Source organism: Streptococcus sp. 400_SSPC (genome assembly GCF_001072745.1).
Classification (GTDB): Bacteria; Bacillota; Bacilli; order Lactobacillales; family Streptococcaceae; genus Streptococcus; species Streptococcus xiaochunlingii.
This window is the reverse complement of record NZ_JVIQ01000058.1, coordinates 15,203-38,693: the sequence shown is the minus strand read 5'-3', so window position 1 is coordinate 38,693 and position 23,491 is coordinate 15,203. Positions and strand designations below refer to the sequence as shown.

The following is a 23,491-nucleotide window of genomic DNA, read 5'->3' as shown; positions in this document are numbered from 1 at the left end:
AGGAGGAGCGAAAAGAGTAAGAACCGACTGCTTTTCTCGCTCCTTTTTACAGGTAAAAGCAATGACCATTGCAACGATTGATATCGGAGGGACTGGGATTAAGTTTGCTAGTCTCACTCCGGATGGAAAGATTTTAGATAAGGCCAGCACACCAACTCCAGAAACTCTAGAAGATTTGTCGGCTTGGTTGGATCAACGCTTGTCAGAACGTGACTACCGTGGGATTGCCATGAGTGTGCCAGGGGCTGTTAACCAAGAAACAGGGGTAATTGAGGGGATCAGTGCCATTCCATACATCCATGGTTTCTCATGGTATGAGGCGCTTGCTCATCATAAGCTTCCTGTCCACCTAGAAAATGATGCCAACTGTGTTGGACTGAGTGAACTGTTAGCTCATCCTGAAATTGAAAATGCAGCCTGTGTCGTGGTTGGTACAGGGATCGGTGGCGCCATGATTATCAATGGCAAGCTTCACCGAGGTCGCCATGGACTGGGCGGTGAGTTTGGCTACATGACCACCATCGAGCCGGCAGAAAAGCTCAACAACTGGTCGCAACTCGCTTCTACAGGAAATATGGTTCGCTATGTCATCGAAAAATCTGGTCAGACTGACTGGGACGGCCGCAAGGTGTACCAAGAGGCAGCAGCCGGCAATGCCCTTTGCCAGGAAGCCATTGAGCGCATGAACCGTAATCTTGCTCAAGGACTGCTCAATATCCAGTACCTGATTGACCCAGATGTGATTAGTCTAGGCGGCTCTATCAGTCAGAACCCTGATTTTATCAAAGGGGTTCAAAAAGCAGTAGACACCTTTGTGGAAAGATATGAAGAATATACCATCGCTCCAGTCATTCAAGCCTGCACCTACCAGGCAGATGCCAATCTCTACGGTGCCCTTGTCAACTGGTTACAGGAGGAAAACCAATGGTAACTTTTACAGGACTTAGTCCCAAACAAGCACAATCTATCGAAGTATTAAAAAATCACATTTCTCTACCAGATGTAGAAGTGGCGGTTGCTCAGTCTGACCAAGCTTCTATCTCTATCAAGGGTGAGAGTGGACAGTATCAATTGACCTACCGCAAACCGCATCAACTTTACCGCGCCTTGTCTGTGCTGGCAACAGCTTTAGCAGAAGGAGACAAGGTAGAGATTGAGGAACAGGCAGCTTACGAAGATTTGGCCTATATGGCGGACTGTTCGCGAAATGCGGTTCTAAATGTTGCATCTGCCAAACAGATGATTGAAGTCTTGGCTCTCATGGGCTACTCAATCTTTGAGCTATATATGGAGGACACCTATCAGATTGAGGGACAACCTTACTTTGGTTATTTCCGTGGAGCATACTCAGCTGAAGAGTTACAGGAAATCGAAAGCTACGCCCAGCAGTTTGACATGACTTTTGTTCCATGCATCCAAACCTTGGCTCACTTATCAGCCTTTGTCAAATGGGGTGTCAAAGAAGTCCAGCAACTCCGTGATGTAGAGGATATTCTCCTTATTGGCGAAGAAAAAGTTTACGAGCTGATTGATGGTATGTTTGCGACGTTGTCTAAGCTACAAACTCGCAAGGTCAATATCGGGATGGATGAAGCTCACCTGGTTGGTTTGGGACGTTACCTTATCCTAAACGGTGTGGTTGACCGCAGCCTCCTCATGTGCCAACACTTGGAGCGCGTGCTGGATATTGCTGACAAATACGGTTTCCACTGCCAGATGTGGAGCGATATGTTCTTCAAACTCATGTCAGCAGACGGCCAGTACGACCGTGATGTGGAAATTCCAGAGGAAACACGAGTTTATCTAGACCGTCTCAAAGACCGTGTGACCTTGGTTTACTGGGATTATTATCAGGATAGCGAAGAAAAATACAACCGTAACTTCCGGAATCACCACAAGATTAGCCAGGATATCGCCTTTGCAGGTGGTGCTTGGAAATGGATTGGTTTTACACCACACAACCATTTCAGTCGCCTTATCGCTCTTGAAGCCAACAAAGCTTGTCGTGCCAACCAGATCAAGGAAGTCATCGTGACGGGTTGGGGGGACAATGGTGGGGAAACAGCCCAGTTCTCTATTCTGCCAAGCTTGCAAATCTGGGCAGAGCTCAGCTACCGCAATGACTTAGAGCGTCTGTCTGCCCATTTCAAGACCAATACTGGCCTCTCAGTTGAGGACTTTATGCAGCTGGATCTGGCCAACCTCTTGCCAGACCTACCAGACAATCTCAGTGGGATCAACCCTAATCGCTATGTCTTTTATCAGGATGTTCTCTGTCCAATCCTTGACAAGCACATGACTCCTGAACAGGACAAACCGCACTTTGCCCAGGCAGCTGAGACTCTTGCTGCTATCAAAGAAAGAGCAGGCATCTACGCTTATCTTTTTGAAACTCAGGCTCAGTTGAATGCTATTTTAAGTAGCAAAGTGGATGTAGGTCGACGCATCCGTGAGGCCTATCACGCAGATGATAAAGAGAGCTTGCGACAAATTGCTAGAGAAGAATTGCCAAACCTCAGAAGCCAGATTGAACACTTCCATGCTCTCTTTAGCCACCAATGGTTGAAAGAAAACAAGGTCTTTGGCTTGGATACCGTGGATATCCGTATGGGAGGACTCTTGCAACGAATCAAGCGTGCAGAAAGTCGTATTGAAGACTATCTAGCTGGTTCCATTTCTCGTATCGATGAGTTGGAAGTAGAGATTTTGCCATTCAACGATTTCTATGGAGATAAGGACTTCGCAGCTACAACGGCCAACCAGTGGCATACCATTGCGACCGCTTCGACCATTTATACGACCTAATTCAAAAAGGGTGTCTTTAAAGAAAATGCTGTTGAAGGAGGAGAAAGATGTCCGATGGAGACATTTCTTCTCCTTTTTTCTCCATTTTTAAGGCTATGTCATAAATTTGTAGAATTTTTTCTATAATTAGGAGTTTGAAAAAGTTTTCATAGAGTTTTATAATAAAAAATGTAAACGTTACCAAAAATAAAATGACAAAGGGGGGAGTCAGATGAAAAAGTTTGTTAAGACCTTGAGAGAAAATTTTATCTTCTTCTTGATGGTTTTACCAGGTGCAGCGTGGTTGATTTTATTCTTCTACATACCTGTTTTGGGAAACGTTGTCGCATTTAAAGACTATCATATCACCGGAGAGGGATTTATTGATAGTGTAATGAAGAGTAAGTGGGTAGGATTTGATAACTTCAAATTCCTCTTTAGTTCTAAAGATGCTTATATCATTACAAGAAATACCGTCCTTTACAACCTAGCCTTTATTTTCTTGGGCTTAATTGTTTCTGTTGGGATTGCCATTATCTTTAGTGAGATGCGTTCCAAACGCTTGGTTAAAGTGTTTCAAACATCAATGTTGTTCCCCTATTTCTTGTCATGGGTTATCATTAGCTTCTTTACAGATGCCTTCTTAAACGTCGATAAAGGCTTGATTAACCATATCTTAACATCACTTGGGATGAAAGGAATCAACTTCTATACAGAGGTTGCCATTTGGCCAGCGCTTCTCCTCTTCTTAGGAATCTGGAAAGGTTTTGGTTATAGCAGTGTTATGTACTATGCAACTATCATGGGAATTGATCCAACCTTCTATGAAGCTGCAACAGTGGATGGAGCATCTAAGTGGCAGCGAATTCGCCACATTACCATTCCTCAGTTGGCTTCCTTGATTACGGTCTTGACCATCCTTGCAATCGGAAATATCTTCCGTGCTGACTTTGGATTGTTCTACCAAATCCCACATAATTCAGGTGCCCTTTATAGTGTGACAAACGTAATTGATGTCTATGTCTACAATGGACTTGCTAAATCAGGAGATATTGCGATGGCCGCAGCGGCTGGTCTTTACCAATCAGTTGTCGGATTGATTCTCGTTTTACTTTCTAATATTGTAGCACGTCGGATTGATAAGAATGCAGCGCTCTTCTAGAAAGGAGGATACCATGGCAAAATCAAAAATTAAAAAAGAAAAAGTTGATAATGTTGGGATCCACTCCTTCAGTAAGAAAGCAGACATCTTCTTTAGTAGCATCGTCGGCTTGGTTGCTCTATCCTGTATCTTGCCCTTCATCTTCGTTGTCATGATTTCCTTGACAGATGAACAAAGTTTGGCTATTCACGGCTTCCAATTTTGGCCTGCTAAGTTTGGTGCAGATGGCTATCTTTTCCTTGTCCAATTTAAGGATAAGATTTTTCAAGCCCTCTTTATTACCTTGTTTGTGACGATTGTAGGGACAGCATGTAATGTCTTTATTACAACAACCTATGCCTACGCTATCTCTCGTAGAACCTTTAAGTACAGAAACTTCTTTACGGTCTTTGCACTCTTGAGCATGCTCTTTAGTGCAGGGATGGTACCAGGTTACGTCGTTACGACTCAGTTGCTTCATTTAGGAGATACGGTTGGAGCCCTCATCATTCCGATGTTATTGAGTCCCTTCAATATCATCTTGATGCGGACCTTCTTCAAACGGACGATCCCAGAAGCCATTCTCGAGTCTGCTCGGATAGATGGAGCAAGTGAGACGCGGATCTTCTTCCAGATCTGTTTGCCACTTTCTCTTCCAGGGATTGCGACAATCAGTCTCTTCACAGCCCTTGGCTTCTGGAATGACTGGTTCAACGCCCTTCTCTATATCAAGAGTGAAAACCTCTATCCTCTTCAATACTTGCTGATGCAAATCCAAAATAACATGGATTACATTTCTAAGTCAGTCGGTGCATCTAGTCAAATCGCTGGTGCGGTCCAATCCCTTCCTAAGGAAACTGGACGGATGGCCATGGTGGTGGTGGCAACAGTTCCAATCGCTATCCTCTATCCATTCTTCCAACGTTACTTTGTAAAAGGATTGACCATCGGTGGTGTTAAAGAGTAAGCAAATGTTGCTCACTCACCCTTCATAATGTTAATAAAGAAAAATAAAAAAGGAGTTTTTCTCATGAAAAATTGGAAAAAATATGCTTTAGCTTCTGCTAGCGTTCTCGCACTTGGAGCAACTCTTGCTGCTTGTGGTAACTTGACAGGTGATAACCAAAAATCATCTAAGAGTGAAGATGGCAAAACAGTTATCAAAATGTACCAAATCGGTGACAAACCTGATAACTTGGATACCTTGTTAGAAAATGCTAACAAGATCATCGAAGAAAAAGCTGGTGTTAAATTAGACATCAAATACCTTGGTTGGGGTGACTATGACAAGAAGATGAACGTTATCATTTCATCTGGTGAAAGCTACGATATTGCCTTTGCAAACAACTATGTCATCAACGCTCAAAAAGGTGCTTACGCTGACTTGACAGACTTGTATAAGAAAGAAGGAAAAGAGCTTTATGAAGCACTTGACCCAGCTTATATCAAAGGGAATACTGTAAACGGTAAAATCTATGCTGTTCCAGTTGCAGCCAACGTTGCATCTTCACAAAACTTTGCCTTCAACGGACCACTTCTTGAAAAATATGGTATTGATGTTTCAAACGTCACAGACTATGCTTCTCTTGAACCAGTCTTGAAAGCGATCAAAGAAAAAGATCCAAACGTTGTTCCATTCGCAATGAACAAGAGCTACGGTGGACCTTCTGATGACTTCGATTACATTGCAGTAGATGGACTTCCATTCGTTGTCGATTTGCAAGGTGACACCACTAAGATCGTTGACCGTTACACTATTCCACGTTATGTTGAAAACTTGAAGACTCTTCATAAATACTATGAAGCTGGCTATATTCCAAAAGACGTAGCTACAAGCGACACTGGATATGACCTTTCTCAAGATACTTGGTTGGTACGTGAAGAAACAGTAGGGCCTGCTGACTATGGTAACAGCTTGCTTACTCGTGTAGCAAACCGTAAGATCGAAATCAAACCATTCACTCAACTTTACAAGAAGAACAACACTACTCAAGTTGCAAACTTTGTTATCTCAAACAACTCTAAGAACAAAGAAAAAGCAATGGAAGTATTGAACCTCTTGAATACAAATCCAGAACTCTTGAACGGTCTTGTTTACGGACCAGAAGGCAAGAACTGGGAAAAAGTTGAAGGTAAAGAAAACCGTGTGAAAGTCTTGGATGGCTACAACGGAAACACTCACATGTCTGGATGGAACACAGGTAACAACTGGATTCTTTACATCAACGAAAACGTAACGGATGAGCAAATTGCACAATCTAAGAAAGACTTAGAAACTGCTAAAGAATCTCCAGCACTTGGATTCATCTTCAACACTGAAAACGTGAAATCAGAAATCACTGCCCTTACAAACACTTTGAACCAATTCACAAGTGCCATCAATACAGGTACAGTAGATCCTGAAGTTGAAATTCCTAAGATGCTTGAAAAATTGAAATCAGAAGGTGCCTACCAAAAAGTCTTGGATGAAATCCAAAAACAATACGATGAGTACCTTGCTGCTAAGAAATAAGCTAGCATTACTTGCTTAAGTCTATCAAAAGACTTTGAGGTCTTCGCACTTCAAAGTCTTTTCTGTTGATGATTTCGAAATCGAAACCATCAGAGGAAATGTGCTATAATATAGGGTATAATCATCAGTTGTACTAGGGAAACTATACTAAGTCGTAAGTTCCCCTCTACAGCATATGAACATGGAGACACATTATGGGAAGAATGATTGAATTTATTTTTACAAGAGTCTACTTAGCCATGCTGGCAACAGGGATCTTTTGGGCGCTAACCTTTTGTGGAGGCATCCTATTTGGATTTGGGCCGGCTAGTGCAACGATTATGAGTCTATATGCCGAACATGGATCTGATTACAAACAATATGGTTGGTCTGAGGCTTGGTCGCTCTATAAAGAAAACTTCCGTCGGGCCAACCAGGTTTTCTATACATTTTTTTTAATCGAAGCCATTCTTATTTATGGCATGTATCTGATGATTCAATTGCCTCACTTGTCCCTATTTCAGATTTTTATCTTATTGGTCAATTTGATTTTCTTATTGGTGGCTCCCCTGACTTTTGCAGTCTATCTCAAGCTTCAAGTCCATTTTGACTTGTCCTATCTCAACAGCTTGAAGTTGAGTTTTATTGGTGCTTTTTTGGATATTCGTGCAGTGACGAAACTTCTCTTGGGGACCTTTCTGTTAGGAGTTGTTACCCATTTCGTTCCGGCTTTATTTTTCTTTGTTTTACTGGGCTTGTGGCATTTCTTTGTCAATGATATTTTTCAACCAGTCTATGAAACAATTCGCTCTAAAGTGGTTTCTTAATTATGAAAAAAATATGGTTAGCAACACTTTTGAAGTTCTATGCCTATATCATGGTGGGGATCATCACGACCTTAGGCGTGACAGTATCGTTGGTTTATTGGCATAATCAGCGAGCAGAAACAGAACGGATTGCTCAGTTGATTTCTTCCCGCTTGACTACTGAGGTAGAGGATATCTACGAAAGATCGACACAATGGGGAAAGAGTCTGGTAGAAAACCCTGCCAAGCTCGAAGGAGTTTACAAGTACTTTTCAATGTCGCCTTCTGAATACGAAAGTTGGCGACTGGACAATTATGTTTCCAACTATATTCAAGTCTCCCTGCACCGAAATGTTCAAACTCTTTACTTGGAACACGATGTCCTGGATGAAATTGATTTGGTGTTAAATGACTATACAACGGTCTTTGTTTCCAGTAAAAGTAAAAAAGGAGGGCAACAAGTTCCAGCGGATCAATACGTGGCTAGTTCACAAGCCATCCCAGTCTCCTTGACGGATGTGACGACTGGCGAGGATATTGGACTGGCTTACATTAAAATCAATCCAGCGCTATTGGATTCTGTCGTCGATAATATTCAAGACACGATTCCAGTTGCCGTCCAAATCTATAATCCCTTGGGCAAGGTTTTTTACCACAGAGGGGATATCAACCCTAAAGATCATAGCCAGTGGATTGTGCGAGATACTGCTTACGGTTATCAGATCTGGGTTGGAATCCCGAACTCTTACACGGTTCGAACAGCCTTATTTAGTTTTACCTGGATGATTTCGGTCGCCCTAATCCTGGTCTTGGTCTTGTATCTCTTGCTCCAACGAATTTTCCGTAATTACCAAAAACAAGTTTTGGATTTGGTAGATACCATGGAAGCCATCAGCCAGGGGGATTCTGAGCGACGGATCAATGTAGATACCAAAGAGCAGGAGCTCCTTTTAGTTGCAGAAACGACCAATACCATGTTAGACAATATGGACAAGTCTATCCGGGATATCTATCAGCTACAACTGAGTCAAAAAGATGCCAATATGAAGGCCTTGCAAGCGCAGATTAATCCGCATTTCATGTATAATACCATGGAGTTTATTCGCATGTATGCAGTCATGCAGGATCAAGAAGAATTAGCCGATATTATTTACGAATTTAGTAGTCTTCTTCGAAACAATATTTCAGAGGAGAAGGAGACGACCATTGAAAATGAGTTGGAATTTTGTAGAAAATACAGCTATCTCTGTATGGTACGTTATCCAAAATCGATTGCCTACGGCTTTAAAATTGAACCCGGTCTAGAAGAGATGATTATTCCCAAGTTTACTCTTCAGCCATTAGTGGAAAATTACTTTGTCCATGGAGTTGACCACAAGCGCAAAGACAATGTCATTAGTATTAAAGTCCGTCGTGTTGGAGAAGTGGTGGAAATTCGTGTCCAAGACAATGGGAGAGGAATGGAACCAAGCCAATTGCAACGGATCCAACAAATATTGAGTCATAGGGATCCTCGAAAAGAAGTAGAAGAGAGTAAGGGACGGCAATCCATTGGGATTGTCAATGTCCACGAGCGTTTCCTTCTCTACTTTGGGGATCGTTACCACATTCAAATTACATCAGAAAAAGGAAAAGGTGTCCTCTATACGATTACCATCAAGGACGCTTAAGAGGAAAAAATCGTGTATAAAGTCTTACTGGTTGACGATGAATATATGATTACGGAGGGGCTGAAAAAACTGATTCCTTTTGAAAAATGGGATATGGAAGTTGTTTACACAGCAGAGGATGCAGACCAGGCCTTGGCCTATGTTGCGGATTATCCAGTGGATATCGTGATTACGGATGTCAATATGCCAGGAAAAACCGGTCTGGAAATGATTGATCAAATGCAGTCCATTCTTCCCCATGCAGCCTATATCATTATGTCGGGGTACCAAGATTTTGCTTTTGTTAAAAAAGCCTTAAACCTCCGGGTGGCAGACTACCTGTTAAAGCCTGTCAATAAGGTGGAGCTGGGGAATATCCTAGAAAAGTTATCTCAAACTCTAAAAAAACCAGACCAAGAAACGGCCAATCGGCTCCTTCATGAAGACTGGTCAGAAGAAGAGTTTGAGCAAGCCATCCGAGGGAGAAAACAACTCTGGATTGGAGTGGATAAGGAAAGGAAAGGCTTTGCCAGTTCGTCTTATCAGGTCTTAGGAAAAAATCTTCAACTCTATCTTTCAGATGAGGATGAAGGAGCTTTCCTACAGCGCCGTTTCCAAGCACCTTACAAAGAATATTTTCAACAATTTAAAGAGCTTGTTGAACGAAGTCTGTTTTATGGTGATATCCCTTTGGAGGAAGAAGATGGTGTCTTTAATTACTACGAACCTATTTACCGTGTCATCATCCAGGGAAATATCCAACAGATTTTAGAGGAGTTGAACTGGTTGGAAGAAACCGTGAAAAGCCATACTCCAAAAGTGGCGATCGCCAAACAACTCTTTATTCAGTTCATTATGGATGTCTTTCATTTATTTGAACACCTGCACGGAGATGACCTGACAGAAGTTGTGAAAGCTGTTCATGAGACAACGACTTTCGAGGATCTTGTTACCTGTGTTCGGAACCAATTGGAGACTTTCTTCTCTCAATATCGGATGAACAATAATGTGGCGACCGTGTTGGAAGTGATTGGACGCGACTATCGGAAGGAACTGTCACTCAAGGATATCAGCAAAGATCTCTATATCAATCCCGTTTATTTAGGACAATTGATCAAACGTGAGACCAATTCCACCTTTGCAGAGCTCTTGAATAAACAACGGATCAAAGCTGCCCAACAGTTGCTTTTATCCACAACGGAAAGTATTGAGGATATCTGCTATGAAGTCGGCTACAGTAATGTCGGTTACTTTTACAAAGTATTCCGCAAGTTGTGTGGCAAGTCTCCCAAAGCCTACCGTCAGCAAATCGGCGTAGAGGAAAGTGACTAATCTGTAAACATAAAAAATACCCTCCATTTTTAATCAATGGAGGGTGTTTTTTAGTTGCTTCTTCCGATCAAAATCGTGGCAGAAATGGTGACCCGAGTCAGATCGTTCCAGTCAATTTGAGCTGGATCGACGTGAAAGAGGAGAGGCGTCATGCTCAGAAGAGCCTCTCGCAATGCTGGTGTGAGTTCGAAGGTTTCCTGGCAATGGATGGTGTTTTCAATCGTAAAATGATCAGAGAAATGTTGAATAATCTGCTCATTGGAATAATCGGCCTGATCCAGGTGGTCCTTCACCTTCTGACGAATCTCTTGCAGATGGGCGGCTGTTGGGATGACCTTGATAAGGCGACCTTCTGGGGCCAGGACCCGTTTAAATTCCTGATAATTTGCTGGCGAAAAGATATCTAGGAGAAGGTTCATGCTCTGGTCCAAAAGAGGGAGACGGGCTAAATCTCCGACAAACCACTTGACCTTCCATTCCTGGTCGCTTTTGGCAGCCAGTTGGATCGATTCCTTAGATAAATCAAAGGCGTAAAAGGAATGGTCTGGATACCGTTCTTGCAAGCTGCGCGAATAGTAGCCTTCTCCGCAACCAATATCTAAAATGTTGGCTGGATGGTCCAGTGGAGACAAACATTCTGACAGGCTAGTGAGGATATGGTCGTAAAAACCGTTCTCTAGAACGAGTTGCCGGTTTTGAAAATTCTCCTTGTCATAGTCCTTGGAAGCCTTCACTTGTGGGGATAAGTTCACATAGCCAAACTTAGCAAGGTCAAAGGAGTGGCGGTTAGTGCAGACCAAGCTTTGTTGGATCAGGTCAAGGGCTTCTTGACAGATGGGACAGGCAAAAGCAGTGGCTGTTTGAAATCGTTGTAATTTTGGTTTGATCGTCATGATACATCTAGTGTACCAAAAAACCTCTGAAAGTCATAGCTTCAGAGGTCTTCTTTTTAATAAGTCAAAACAAAGTATTTTTTCTTACCGCGACGGATAACGGTCAATTCATTTTCTAATTTATCGCTATCGCTCAAGACATAGTCAAGGTCTTGGATGCGGTCGCCGTTGATATAGATAGCTCCATTTTGAACATCTTCACGGGCTTGACGTTTTGAGTTAACCACACCAGAAGATACGAGAAGTTCTACGATATTGTGGTTTTCGTCTGCTTGTACTTGGTAGTTTGGCACACCACGAAGTCCTTGTTTAAGTTCTTTGACAGAAAGGTTTTTGATATTTCCTGCAAAGAGTTGTTCCGTGATATTAAGGGCTTCCTTGTAAGCTTCTTCACCGTGGACAAGTGTTACGACTTCACGAGCGAGGACTTTTTGAGCCAAGCGTTCGTGTGGAGCAGCTTCAAACTGTTTACGGATTTCTTCAATCTCGTCAAGTGACAAGAAAGTAAAGATTTTCAAGAAGCGAACAGCGTCAGCGTCCATGACATTCATCCAGAATTGGTACATTTCGTATGGAGAAGTCTTTTCAGGGTTGAGCCAAACCGCATTCCCTTCAGATTTACCAAATTTCTTACCAGTCGCATCTGTAATGAGGGGAACAGTGATGACGTGACCAGTCTTGTCAGCCTTCCGACGCAACAATTCGGTACCAGCAGTCATATTTCCCCACTGGTCAGAACCACCGATTTGCAGGGTGACATTGTTTTCTTGGTTCAGAACAAAGAAGTCGTAGCCTTGCATGATTTGGTAGGCAAACTCTGTGTAAGAAATCCCTGTTTCAATACGCTTTTTCACAGACTCCTTGCTCATCATGTAGTTGATAGTAAAGTATTTTCCGATGTCGCGAAGGAAGTCAATGAAGCTAATGCTGCCAAACCAGTCGTAGTTATTGACCATGACAGCCTTATTTTCCCCATTTTCAAAATCTAAGAAACGTGACAATTGCCCTTGGATAGAAGTGACCCAACCGTCTACAGTCTCCTTAGTTTGTAAACTGCGCTCGGCATCTTTGAAAGAAGGGTCTCCAATGAGTCCGGTCGCACCACCGACAAGCGCATAAGGTTTGTGGCCTGCCAATTGTAAGCGACGACTGGTCAAGATTGCAACAAGGTGCCCAAGGTGCAAACTATCAGCAGTTGGATCGTAGCCAGTATAATACGATACTTGTCCTTCTTCTAGGGCTTTACGCAAAGCATCTTCGTCAGTCGTTTGGAAAATCAAACCACGTTCTTTTAGCTCATCAAAAATGTGCATCGTTCTCTCCTTTTCTAAGCTACTGGCCGGATCGATGAAAACAGTCCAGTATCTGTATGATTTCTCTCTATTTTACCATAATGACTTGAAATAGCAATGAAAGGACGAAAAAAATCCAGTTGGAAACGGTGTTCTCAACTTTAGGAATTGAAAAGAAAGAGGTCCATTTGGTATAATAGGAAGGACAAGGAGAAATAGAGTGAGTCAAATGAGAGAATTTTTTACAAAGTGCGGGAAGAAAATAAAAGACTTCTTTGCCAAGATGACTGTTGAAGTCGATGAGAAAGAAGACAAGGAGGGCTGGTCACTAGGAGATTTCGTAGCGACAGTTCTCCGCACGATGAAACTCCTTTGGGATGTGCTATTGGTGTTTACTTTAGGTGGTCTCTTGTTTGGTGCAGGGATTGCGATTGGCTATGCAGCTAGCCTATTTAATGAGACAGAGACACCGGATCCGACCCAATTGGTTCAACAAGTACGAAATATTTCCAGCGTTTCAAAGATTTCCTACTCAGATGGAAGCATCATTTCTGATATTGACAGTGACTTGATTCGGATCCCTGTCCAAAAAGATGCGATTTCGGACAATGTCAAAAAGGCTGTTATTGCCACAGAGGATGAGAATTTTAATAGCCATAACGGGGTTGTTCCGAAAGCAGTAATCCGGGCTACCTTGGGTTCAGTTGCTGGAGTAGGGTCCTCTAGTGGTGGTTCGACTCTGACTCAACAGTTGATTAAACAACAAGTTGTGGGAGATGCACCGACCTTCTCACGGAAGGCCGCTGAGATTATCGATGCCCTTGCTCTGGAGCGGGTAATGGATAAGGACGAAATTTTAACGACCTACCTCAATGTGTCTCCGTTTGGTCGAAACAACCGTGGACAAAATATCGCGGGAGTAGAAGCAGCGGCTCAAGGGATTTTTGGAGTTTCTGCCAAAGATTTGACCATGCCACAGGCAGCATTTATTGCTGGTTTGCCACAGAGTCCAATTGTCTACTCACCTTATGCTTCTGATGGAAGTCTCAAAACTCCAGAAAATCAAGCTTTAGGCTTGGATCGTGCCAAGGATGTCTTGTACAATATGTATCGGACAGGGGCTATCACTAAGGAAGAGTACGACCAATATAGTCAATATGATTTAAGCAAGGATTTCCTTCCGTCAAATGGCATCGAGAAGACACCACACGACTACTTGTATTTCCAAGCTGTTAGTGAAGCGGAAGATGCTATGTATGAGTATCTAATCAAGAGAGACAATGTTTCTAGTCACGACCTAAAAAACAATTCAACGGTTAAGTCTTATCAAGAGTTAGCGAAGAAAGAATTGAGAGAGGGTGGCTATACGGTCCAAACCACTATCAACAAAGCTATCTACAATGCCATGCAAGAAGCAGTTGCCAATTATGGTGGTATCTTGGATGATGGAACGGGAACGGTAGAAGTCGGGAATGTCCTTATGGACAACCGAACAGGAGCGATTCTTGGCTTTGTTGGGGGACGGAATTTTGATGGGAATCAAAATAACCATGCCTTTGATACGGAGCGTTCTCCAGGTTCTACCATTAAACCCTTGCTGGCTTATGGAATCGCCATTGACCAAGGCTTGATGGGAAGCAATAGCATCGTCTCCAATTACCCAACCAACTTCTCTAGTGGAGAGCCAATTATGCACGTGGATAACCGAGGAACTGGTATGATGGACCTTCGAGAGGCCCTCAATACCTCATGGAATATCCCAGCTTATTGGACCTATCGTACTCTCCGTGAAAAGGGTGTCGATGTACCTGGCTATATGGAAAAAATGGGCTACGATATCGCTGAGTATGGCATTGAAAGTCTGCCAATGGGAGGCGGGATCGAAGTAAGCGTCGCCCAACATACAAACGGGTATCAAACCCTTGCCAATAATGGGAATTACCAAAAACGCTACATGATTGAAAAAATCATGGATCAAAATGGGAAAGTTGTTTACCAGCACGAAAGCAAACCAACTCGAGTCTACTCAGCAGCAACTGCAACTATCATGCAAGACTTGCTAAGAGGAGTCATCAGTTCTGGTGCAACAACGACCTTCAAGAGTCGGATCAGTCAGGTCAACCCAACCCTTGCTAATGCCGATTGGATAGGGAAAACTGGAACCACTAATGAGAATGGGGATATGTGGCTCATGCTGTCTACTCCAAATCTTACCTTAGGTGGCTGGATTGGACATGACAACAATGCTTCCATGGCTCCTTTGACCGGCTACAATAATAACGCAAGTTACATGGCCTATTTAGCCAATGCCATCTACCAGGCGGATCCAAATGCTTGGGGCGTGCAAGATCGCTTCACCCTAGATAGTAGTGTCATTTCATCGACTGTTCTGAAAGCTACAGGACAACGACCTGGTCGTGTCAATGTCAATGGTCGTGATATCGATGTGTCGGGTGCGACAGTTACCAGCTATTGGGCTAAAAATGGTGCTCCACAAACGACCTACCGTTTTGCTATTGGTGGATCAGATAGTGATTATGCTAGTGCTTGGGCTGGAATGTTAGGAGGTTCAGCGGGGACTTCCAATGGGAATCGCAATAGCAATCGGACAGGCAATACTAGTACGCCAAGCAGTTCATCATCGAGTGGACAAAATCGGTAAAAATTATCAGGGATAATACCATAAAATCGTTTTCATGTCTAGAGAAAACCTTGTGTTTTTTGTGAAAATACGATATAATAAGGACAAGTAATTTGTCGTGTGCTTTATTTGAAATATTGTCCAAATAGAAGCTTACAGCAGTTAAATCAAACTTTATAAAAGTCGATTTAGCTGCTCTTTTTGTGCCTATTTTTAGAAACAAACAGATTTGTCATACAAACTTAATCTTTCTAAAAATTCCAAAAAGGATGAATGATACGGAGGAGATTTCTTCTCACGTGATGTAGATCACACCCCTTCATAACATCGTTTCGACTGGATGAGAACTATTCTGATGTAGTCAGAAGCGATATAGAAACCGGATCTTCAGAGAGGGGTTTCCCCTAGCTGGTATCCTAGTATAGAAAAGGAGTTAAAACTTTGGCAGGACATGACGTTCAATACGGGAAACATCGGACCCGTCGTAGTTTTTCAAGAATCAAAGAAGTTCTTGATTTACCAAATTTGATTGAAATCCAAACGGATTCATTTAAAGATTTTCTGGATCATGGTTTGAAAGAAGTTTTCGAAGATGTATTGCCAATTTCGAACTTCACAGACACAATGGAGTTGGAATTCGTCGGCTATGAAATCAGAGAACCAAAGTATACCTTGGAAGAAGCACGTATCCATGATGCGAGCTATTCTGCCCCAATCTTTGTAACCTTCCGTTTGGTCAACAAGGAAACAGGCGAAATCAAAACTCAAGAAGTCTTCTTTGGTGATTTCCCAATCATGACCGAAATGGGAACCTTTATCATCAATGGTGGAGAGCGGATCATCGTATCTCAGCTCGTACGTTCACCAGGTGTCTACTTCAATGATAAGGTGGACAAGAACGGTAAGGTTGGCTATGGATCAACGGTTATTCCGAACCGTGGAGCTTGGCTAGAGCTTGAAACAGACTCAAAAGATATTGCTTATACTCGTATCGACCGTACGCGTAAGATTCCATTTACGACCTTGGTTCGTGCCCTTGGTTTCTCTGGAGATGACGAGATTTTTGATATTTTTGGGGATAGCGAATTGGTTCGCAACACTGTTGAAAAAGATATCCACAAAAACCCAATGGATTCTCGTACAGATGAAGCTCTTAAAGAAATTTATGAGCGTCTTCGTCCAGGTGAGCCAAAAACAGCGGAAAGCTCACGTAGCTTGTTGGTAGCCCGTTTCTTTGATCCACGTCGTTATGACTTGGCCCCAGTTGGTCGCTACAAGATCAACAAGAAACTAAATATCAAGAACCGTTTATTGAACCAAACCCTTGCAGAACCTTTGGTAGATGCTGAAACAGGAGAAATCCTTGTAGAAGCTGGTACAGTGATGACACGCGATGTCATCGACAGCATCTCAGAACATTTGGATGGTGATCTGAATAAGATTGTCTATACTCCAAATGATTCAGCAGTATTGACAGAACCAGTCGTTCTTCAAAAATTCAAGGTTGTAGCACCAACAGATCCAGATCGCGTTATCACTATCATCGGCAATGCTAATCCAGATGATAAGGTTCGTACTATCACTCCAGCCGATATCCTTGCTGAAATGAGCTACTTCCTTAACTTGGCTGAAGGTCTTGGCCGCGTGGATGACATCGACCACCTTGGAAACCGCCGGATCCGTGCGGTAGGTGAATTGCTTGCCAACCAAGTGCGTCTGGGACTTTCACGGATGGAACGTAATGTTCGTGAACGCATGTCTGTTCAAGATAATGAAGTATTAACACCACAACAAATCATTAATATCCGCCCCGTGACTGCAGCGATCAAAGAATTCTTTGGTTCTTCACAATTGTCCCAGTTCATGGACCAACACAACCCACTTTCTGAGTTGTCTCACAAACGTCGTTTGTCAGCCTTAGGGCCTGGTGGTTTGACACGTGACCGTGCTGGATACGAAGTCCGTGATGTGCACTACACTCACTATGGACGTATGTGTCCAATCGAAACACCTGAAGGACCAAACATCGGTTTGATCAACAACTTGTCATCCTACGGACACTTGAACAAGTATGGTTTCATCCAAACGCCATACCGTAAAGTAGACCGTGAAAAAGGTGTGGTCACCAACGAAATCGTTTGGTTAACAGCTGATGAAGAAGATGAGTACATCGTAGCCCAGTCCAACTCTAAGTTGAACGAAAAAGGTGGTTTTGCTGAGCCAATCGTTATGGGACGTCACCGTGGTAACAACCAAGAGTTCCCATCTGATCAAGTTGACTACATGGACGTATCTCCAAAGCAAGTAGTTGCCGTTGCGACAGCATGTATTCCGTTCTTGGAAAACGATGACTCCAACCGTGCCCTCATGGGTGCCAACATGCAACGTCAGGCTGTGCCATTGATCGATCCAAAAGCGCCTTACGTGGGTACTGGTATGGAATATCAAGCAGCCCATGACTCAGGAGCTGCAGTCATTGCGCAACATGATGGTAAAGTTAGCTATGCAGATGCGGATAAGGTAGAAGTTCGTCGTAAAGATGGATCCCTTGATGTCTACCACATCCAAAAATTCCGTCGTTCAAACTCAGGTACTGCATACAACCAACGTACTCTTGTAAAAGTTGGTGACGTTGTTGAAAAAGGAGACTTTATCGCAGACGGTCCATCGATGGAAAAAGGGGAAATGGCCCTTGGTCAAAACCCAATCGTTGCCTACATGACATGGGAAGGTTACAACTTTGAGGATGCCGTTATCATGAGCGAACGCTTGGTGAAAGAAGATGTCTACACATCTGTTCACTTGGAAGAATTCGAATCAGAAACGCGCGACACTAAGTTAGGCCCTGAAGAAATCACTCGTGAAATTCCAAACGTTGGGGAAGATGCTCTCAGAAACCTTGACGAAATGGGTATTATCCGTATCGGTGCGGAAGTAAAAGAAGGCGATATCTTAGTTGGTAAGGTAACACCGAAGGGTGAAAAAGACCTTTCTGCTGAAGAACGTCTCCTCCACGCTATCTTTGGAGATAAATCTCGTGAAGTGCGTGATACTTCTCTTCGTGTACCTCACGGTGGAGATGGAGTCGTTCGCGATGTCAAAATCTTTACGCGTGCAAACGGAGATGAATTGCAATCTGGTGTCAACATGTTGGTTCGTGTTTACATCGCACAAAAACGTAAGATCCGCGTCGGAGATAAGATGGCCGGTCGTCACGGAAACAAAGGGGTTGTATCCCGTATTGTTCCCGTTGAAGACATGCCTTACCTTCCAGATGGTACACCGGTTGATATCATGTTGAACCCACTTGGGGTGCCATCCCGTATGAATATCGGTCAGGTTATGGAACTTCACCTTGGTATGGCAGCTCGTAACTTGGGCATCCACATCGCAACACCAGTCTTTGACGGAGCAAGTTCAGAAGATCTCTGGGATACTGTTCGTGAGGCCGGTATGGATAGCGATGCTAAGACCATTCTTTACGATGGACGGACTGGTGAGCCATTTGACAACCGAGTTTCTGTTGGTGTCATGTACATGATCAAGCTTCACCACATGGTTGATGATAAACTCCATGCTCGTTCTGTCGGACCATACTCAATGGTTACCCAACAACCACTCGGAGGTAAAGCTCAGTTTGGTGGACAACGTTTCGGGGAAATGGAAGTTTGGGCCCTTGAGGCTTATGGTGCGTCTAATGTCCTTCAAGAAATCTTGACCTACAAGTCAGACGATGTCAACGGACGTTTGAAAGCTTATGAAGCGATTACCAAAGGAAAACCAATTCCAAAACCAGGTGTGCCAGAGTCCTTCCGAGTACTCGTGAAAGAATTGCAATCACTTGGATTGGATATGCGTGTCCTAGATGAAGATGACAAAGAAGTCGAACTTCGCGATCTTGACGAAGGGGAAGACGACGATGTCATCCACGTAGATGATCTAGAAAAAGCACGTGAAAAAGCAGCTAAGGAAGCTCGCGCGGCTTTCGAAGCTGAAGGGAAAGAAGATTAATAAAATATGTAGTTCAAGAGGGAAGAAAACCTGAGAAGGTTCTCTACCCCCAAGCTTTAGGGTTGAAGGTGTGAAGGAAGTGCCTTCTCTCCTTCACCAAAAAGCAGAAGAACATACAATCGATAATGAACATAAAGAAAGGTAAGAAATAGTGGTTGATGTAAATCGTTTTAAAAGTATGCAAATCACCCTAGCTTCTCCAAGCAAGGTCCGTTCATGGTCTTATGGAGAGGTCAAGAAACCTGAAACTATCAACTACCGTACATTGAAACCAGAACGTGAAGGTCTCTTTGATGAAGTCATCTTTGGACCGACAAAAGACTGGGAATGTGCGTGTGGGAAATACAAACGGATCCGTTACAAAGGGATTGTTTGTGACCGCTGTGGTGTGGAAGTAACACGTGCCAAGGTTCGTCGTGAACGCATGGGACACATCGAATTGAAAGCACCTGTGTCACACATCTGGTACTTCAAAGGCATCCCTTCTCGTATGGGGTTGACCTTGGACATGAGTCCTCGTGCCCTTGAAGAAGTCATCTACTTCGCAGCTTACGTGGTGATCGATCCAAAAGATACACCGCTTGAGCACAAGTCTATCATGACAGAGCGTGAATACCGTGAACGCTTGCGCGAATACGGACCAGGTTCTTTTGTAGCTAAGATGGGGGCAGAAGCGATCCAAGACCTCTTGAAACAAGTGGATTTGGAAGCAGAAATTGCTGTCTTGAAAGAAGAATTGAAGACTGCAACTGGTCAAAAACGTGTGAAGGCTGTTCGCCGTTTGGATGTCTTAGATGCCTTCTACAAATCTGGCAACAAGCCAGAGTGGATGGTTCTCAACATCCTTCCCGTTATTCCACCAGATCTTCGTCCGATGGTCCAATTGGATGGTGGCCGTTTTGCCGCCTCTGACTTGAACGACCTTTACCGTCGTGTGATCAACCGGAACAACCGTTTGGCGCGTTTGCTTGAGTTGAATGCTCCTGGTATCATCGTGCAAAACGAAAAACGGATGCTCCAAGAAGCCGTTGATGCTTTGATCGACAACGGTCGTCGTGGTCGTCCGATCACAGGACCAGGTAGCCGTCCGCTTAAATCATTGAGCCACATGCTTAAAGGGAAACAAGGACGTTTCCGTCAAAACTTGCTCGGTAAACGGGTGGACTTCTCAGGACGTTCCGTTATCGCCGTTGGTCCGACTCTTAAGATGTACCAATGTGGTGTGCCACGTGAAATGGCCATCGAGCTCTTTAAACCATTCGTTATGCGTGAAATCGTTGCCCGTGATATCGTGCAAAACGTGAAAGCGGCAAAACGCTTGGTAGAACGTGGAGATGAGCGTATCTGGGATATCTTGGAAGAAGTGATCAAAGAACATCCAGTGCTCTTGAACCGCGCACCGACCCTTCACCGTTTGGGGATCCAAGCCTTTGAACCTGTCTTGATTGACGGGAAAGCTCTTCGCTTGCACCCACTTGTCTGTGAAGCCTACAATGCCGACTTTGACGGGGACCAAATGGCCATCCACGTACCGCTTTCAGAAGAAGCCCAAGCAGAAGCTCGTATCTTGATGCTGGCTGCTGAGCACATCTTGAATCCGAAAGACGGGAAGCCAGTCGTTACCCCATCTCAGGATATGGTATTGGGGAACTACTACCTGACTATGGAAGAAGCTGGTCGTGAAGGCGAAGGCATGGTCTTCAAAGACCGTGATGAAGCGGTCATGGCCCTTCGCAATGGCTATGTTCACTTGCATACCCGTGTCGGAATTGCGACGGATAGCTTGAACAAACCATGGACAGAAGCGCAACAACACAAGATTCTCTTGACAACTGTTGGTAAGATTCTCTTTAACGATATCATGCCTGCAGAACTTCCATATCTTCAAGAGCCAAATAATGCCAACTTGACAGAAGGTGTTCCAGCTAAGTATTTCTTGGAGCCTGGTCAAGATGTCAAAGCAGCGATTGAGAAATTGGAATTAAACGTTCCATTCAAGAAGAAAAACCTTGGAAACATCATTGCGGAAATCTTCAAACGCTTCCGTACAACAGAAACATCTGCTTTCTTGGACCGTTTGAAAGACTTAGGATACCACCACTCAACCCTTGCTGGTTTGACAGTGGGGATTGCCGATATTCCAGTTGTTGAAGACAAGGCTGAAATCATTGAAGAATCTCACAAGCGTGTAGAACAAATCACCAAACAGTTCCGTAAAGGGATGATTACAGATGATGAGCGCTACAATGCGGTTACAGCTGAATGGCGTGCAGCACGTGAGAAATTGGAAAAACGTCTGATTGATAACCAAGATCCGAAGAACCCAATCGTTATGATGATGGACTCTGGAGCCCGTGGTAACATCTCAAACTTCTCGCAGCTTGCCGGTATGCGTGGTTTGATGGCCGCTCCAAACGGACGGATCATGGAATTGCCAATCCTTTCAAACTTCCGCGAAGGTTTGTCAGTACTCGAAATGTTCTTCTCTACTCACGGTGCTCGTAAAGGGATGACTGATACGGCCCTTAAGACAGCCGACTCAGGTTACTTGACTCGTCGTTTGGTTGACGTTGCCCAAGACGTGATCATTCGTGAAGATGACTGTGGAACTGACCGTGGACTTCTCATTACCTCTATTACAGATGGTAAAGAAATGATTGAACCATTGGAAGAGCGTTTGACAGGTCGTTATACCAAGAAATCTGTTAAACATCCTGAAACAGGAGAAGTCATCGTTGGTCCAGATACCTTGATTACAGAAGATATCGCTCGTGACATCGTCAATGCAGGTGTTGAAGCAGTGACCATCCGTTCTGTCTTCACATGTAACACTCGTCATGGTGTCTGCCGTCACTGTTATGGTATCAACTTGGCGACTGGTGATGCGGTTGAGGTTGGTGAAGCAGTCGGAACCATCGCCGCCCAATCTATCGGGGAACCTGGTACACAGTTGACCATGCGTACCTTCCATACGGGTGGGGTTGCCTCAAATACCGATATCACGCAAGGTCTTCCTCGTGTCCAAGAAATCTTTGAAGCCCGCAATCCGAAAGGGGAAGCGGTTATCACTGAAGTCAAAGGGGAAGTCACAGCCATTGAAGAAGATGCTTCGACACGGACCAAGAAAGTCTTTGTACGTGGTGCGACTGGAGAGGGAGAATATGTTGTCCCTTACACAGCCCGTATGAAAGTCGAAGTGGGAGATCAAGTCTCTCGTGGTGCGGCTCTTACAGAAGGGTCTATCCAACCAAAACGTCTTCTTGCCGTTCGTGATGTCTTGTCTGTTGAAACTTACCTCCTTGCGGAAGTACAAAAAGTATACCGTAGCCAAGGGGTAGAAATCGGCGACAAACACATCGAGGTAATGGTGCGTCAAATGATCCGTAAGGTTCGCGTTATGGATCCAGGAGATACAGACCTTCTCATGGGTACTCTCATGGATATCACAGACTTTACAGATGCCAACCGTGATGTGGTTATTTCTGGTGGGGTTCCTGCGACGGCTCGTCCTGTCCTTATGGGAATCACCAAAGCCTCTCTTGAAACCAATAGTTTCTTGTCAGCGGCTTCCTTCCAGGAAACAACTCGTGTCCTCACTGATGCAGCGATTCGTGGTAAGAAAGACCATCTCCTTGGACTTAAGGAAAATGTTATCATTGGTAAGATTATTCCTGCAGGTACAGGTATGGCTCGCTACCGTAACTTGGAACCACAAGCAGTCAATGAAGTCGAAATTATCGAAGAAGTTCCAGTCACAGAAGAAGTAACTGAAATGGTTGAATCACCTGTAGTGGAAGAAAATTAATCCCAAAAGAAGCTTTACTGATTATCAGTAGGGCTTCTTTTTGTTTGTGTCAAAAAATAGCCTAGCTTTCCTTCGTCGGGGTATATTTTGAAAGAAAATGGAGAAAATGTTCGGGAAATTTACTGATTTTTTCTTTCATAAGCAGAATTCTTTTATTATCAAAGGATTTTATATATAATATTGGATACAAAGGACGGAGAGAAATATGTATCAAGTGATTGAAATGTATGGGGATTACGAACCCTGGTGGTTTTTAGAAGATTGGGAGAAGGACATTGTCACTAGTCAGAGTTTTGATGACTATTATGAAGCCCTCAAATATTACAAACGCCAATGGTTACTTTTAAGAGAGCAATCTCCATTATTTAAAAGTAGAAGTGATTTAATGACGATTTTTTGGGATCCTGAGGATCAGCGCTGGTGTGAAGAATGTGCGGAATACGTGCAACAATATCATTCAGTCGCCTTGCTAGAAAACGATCAGAAGATACCGAGAAGCAAGCGCCGTCCAGGCTACGAAAAAGAGAATGCCCACACGGCTCATCGCTCTTGTAAGCTAGACTACGAGAGCAATAATCTATAGGAAGAGAAATTCAATATGCAGTTGAGTTTCTTTTTTTTGCTCTTTTTTCTAAAATCAGCGTTA

At 43.6% G+C, this 23,491-nt stretch carries 14 protein-coding genes; 12 read left to right on the top strand and 2 right to left on the bottom strand.

Features of this window, described 5'->3' with window-relative positions:
- Positions 1-61 precede the first annotated feature (61 nt).
- The 8 genes from ADH49_RS07680 (at position 62) to ADH49_RS07645 (ending at position 10,203) form a co-directional block, all read left to right on the top strand.
- Positions 62-931 (top strand): ROK family protein, encoded by an 870-nt coding sequence (locus ADH49_RS07680; RefSeq protein WP_048691318.1) that lies wholly within the window; start codon positions 62-64, stop codon positions 929-931.
- Positions 925-2,805 (top strand): beta-N-acetylhexosaminidase, encoded by a 1,881-nt coding sequence (locus ADH49_RS07675; RefSeq protein ID WP_048691315.1) that lies wholly within the window; start codon positions 925-927, stop codon positions 2,803-2,805. Before ADH49_RS07680 ends, ADH49_RS07675 begins: the two co-directional genes overlap by 7 nt.
- Before the next feature lie 211 nt (positions 2,806-3,016).
- Positions 3,017-3,946, top strand: coding sequence for an ABC transporter permease (locus ADH49_RS07670; protein ID WP_048691310.1), 930 nt, complete (start codon positions 3,017-3,019; stop codon positions 3,944-3,946).
- A 13-nt stretch (positions 3,947-3,959) separates the two neighbouring features.
- Positions 3,960-4,892 carry a carbohydrate ABC transporter permease gene (locus ADH49_RS07665; RefSeq protein WP_048691309.1) on the top strand — a complete coding sequence of 311 codons (933 nt, stop codon included), beginning with the start codon at positions 3,960-3,962 and terminating at the stop codon, positions 4,890-4,892.
- A gap of 63 nt (positions 4,893-4,955) precedes the next feature.
- Positions 4,956-6,437 carry an ABC transporter substrate-binding protein gene (locus ADH49_RS07660; RefSeq protein WP_048691306.1) on the top strand — a complete coding sequence of 494 codons (1,482 nt, stop codon included), beginning with the start codon at positions 4,956-4,958 and terminating at the stop codon, positions 6,435-6,437.
- Positions 6,438-6,631: 194 nt separating this feature from the next.
- Positions 6,632-7,243, top strand: a complete 612-nt coding sequence (locus tag ADH49_RS07655) for a YesL family protein (RefSeq protein WP_048691304.1) — start codon at positions 6,632-6,634, stop codon at positions 7,241-7,243.
- A 2-nt stretch (positions 7,244-7,245) separates the two neighbouring features.
- Positions 7,246-8,892 carry a sensor histidine kinase gene (locus tag ADH49_RS07650; RefSeq protein ID WP_048691302.1) on the top strand — a complete coding sequence of 549 codons (1,647 nt, stop codon included), beginning with the start codon at positions 7,246-7,248 and terminating at the stop codon, positions 8,890-8,892.
- 12 nt (positions 8,893-8,904) lie between these two features.
- Positions 8,905-10,203: a response regulator transcription factor gene (locus ADH49_RS07645; protein ID WP_048691301.1), complete on the top strand. Its 1,299-nt coding sequence runs from the start codon at positions 8,905-8,907 to the stop codon at positions 10,201-10,203.
- A 50-nt stretch (positions 10,204-10,253) separates the two neighbouring features.
- Here the strand turns inward: ADH49_RS07645 and ADH49_RS07640 are convergent, their stop codons facing one another.
- Both ADH49_RS07640 and tyrS read right to left on the bottom strand, forming a co-directional pair.
- Positions 10,254-11,096: a putative RNA methyltransferase gene (locus ADH49_RS07640; RefSeq protein WP_048691300.1), complete on the bottom strand. Its 843-nt coding sequence runs from the start codon at positions 11,094-11,096 to the stop codon at positions 10,254-10,256.
- A gap of 56 nt (positions 11,097-11,152) precedes the next feature.
- Positions 11,153-12,409 carry a tyrosine--tRNA ligase gene (gene tyrS, locus ADH49_RS07635; protein WP_048691299.1) on the bottom strand — a complete coding sequence of 419 codons (1,257 nt, stop codon included), beginning with the start codon at positions 12,407-12,409 and terminating at the stop codon, positions 11,153-11,155.
- A 199-nt stretch (positions 12,410-12,608) separates the two neighbouring features.
- Between tyrS and pbp1b the strand changes: the two genes are divergently transcribed.
- The 4 genes from pbp1b to ADH49_RS07615 all read left to right on the top strand — a co-directional run bounded on the left by pbp1b (position 12,609) and on the right by ADH49_RS07615 (position 23,428).
- Positions 12,609-15,050: a penicillin-binding protein PBP1B gene (gene pbp1b, locus ADH49_RS07630; protein WP_048691297.1), complete on the top strand. Its 2,442-nt coding sequence runs from the start codon at positions 12,609-12,611 to the stop codon at positions 15,048-15,050.
- A 420-nt stretch (positions 15,051-15,470) separates the two neighbouring features.
- Entirely contained in the window at positions 15,471-19,040 is a 3,570-nt protein-coding gene (gene rpoB / locus ADH49_RS07625) for a DNA-directed RNA polymerase subunit beta (RefSeq protein ID WP_048691295.1), read from the top strand.
- A gap of 151 nt (positions 19,041-19,191) precedes the next feature.
- Complete coding sequence (rpoC, locus tag ADH49_RS07620; protein ID WP_082161874.1) at positions 19,192-22,845, top strand: DNA-directed RNA polymerase subunit beta'; 3,654 nt, start codon at positions 19,192-19,194, stop codon at positions 22,843-22,845.
- 205 nt (positions 22,846-23,050) lie between these two features.
- Complete coding sequence (locus ADH49_RS07615) at positions 23,051-23,428, top strand: DUF1033 family protein (protein ID WP_006595139.1); 378 nt, start codon at positions 23,051-23,053, stop codon at positions 23,426-23,428.
- Positions 23,429-23,491 lie beyond the last annotated feature (63 nt).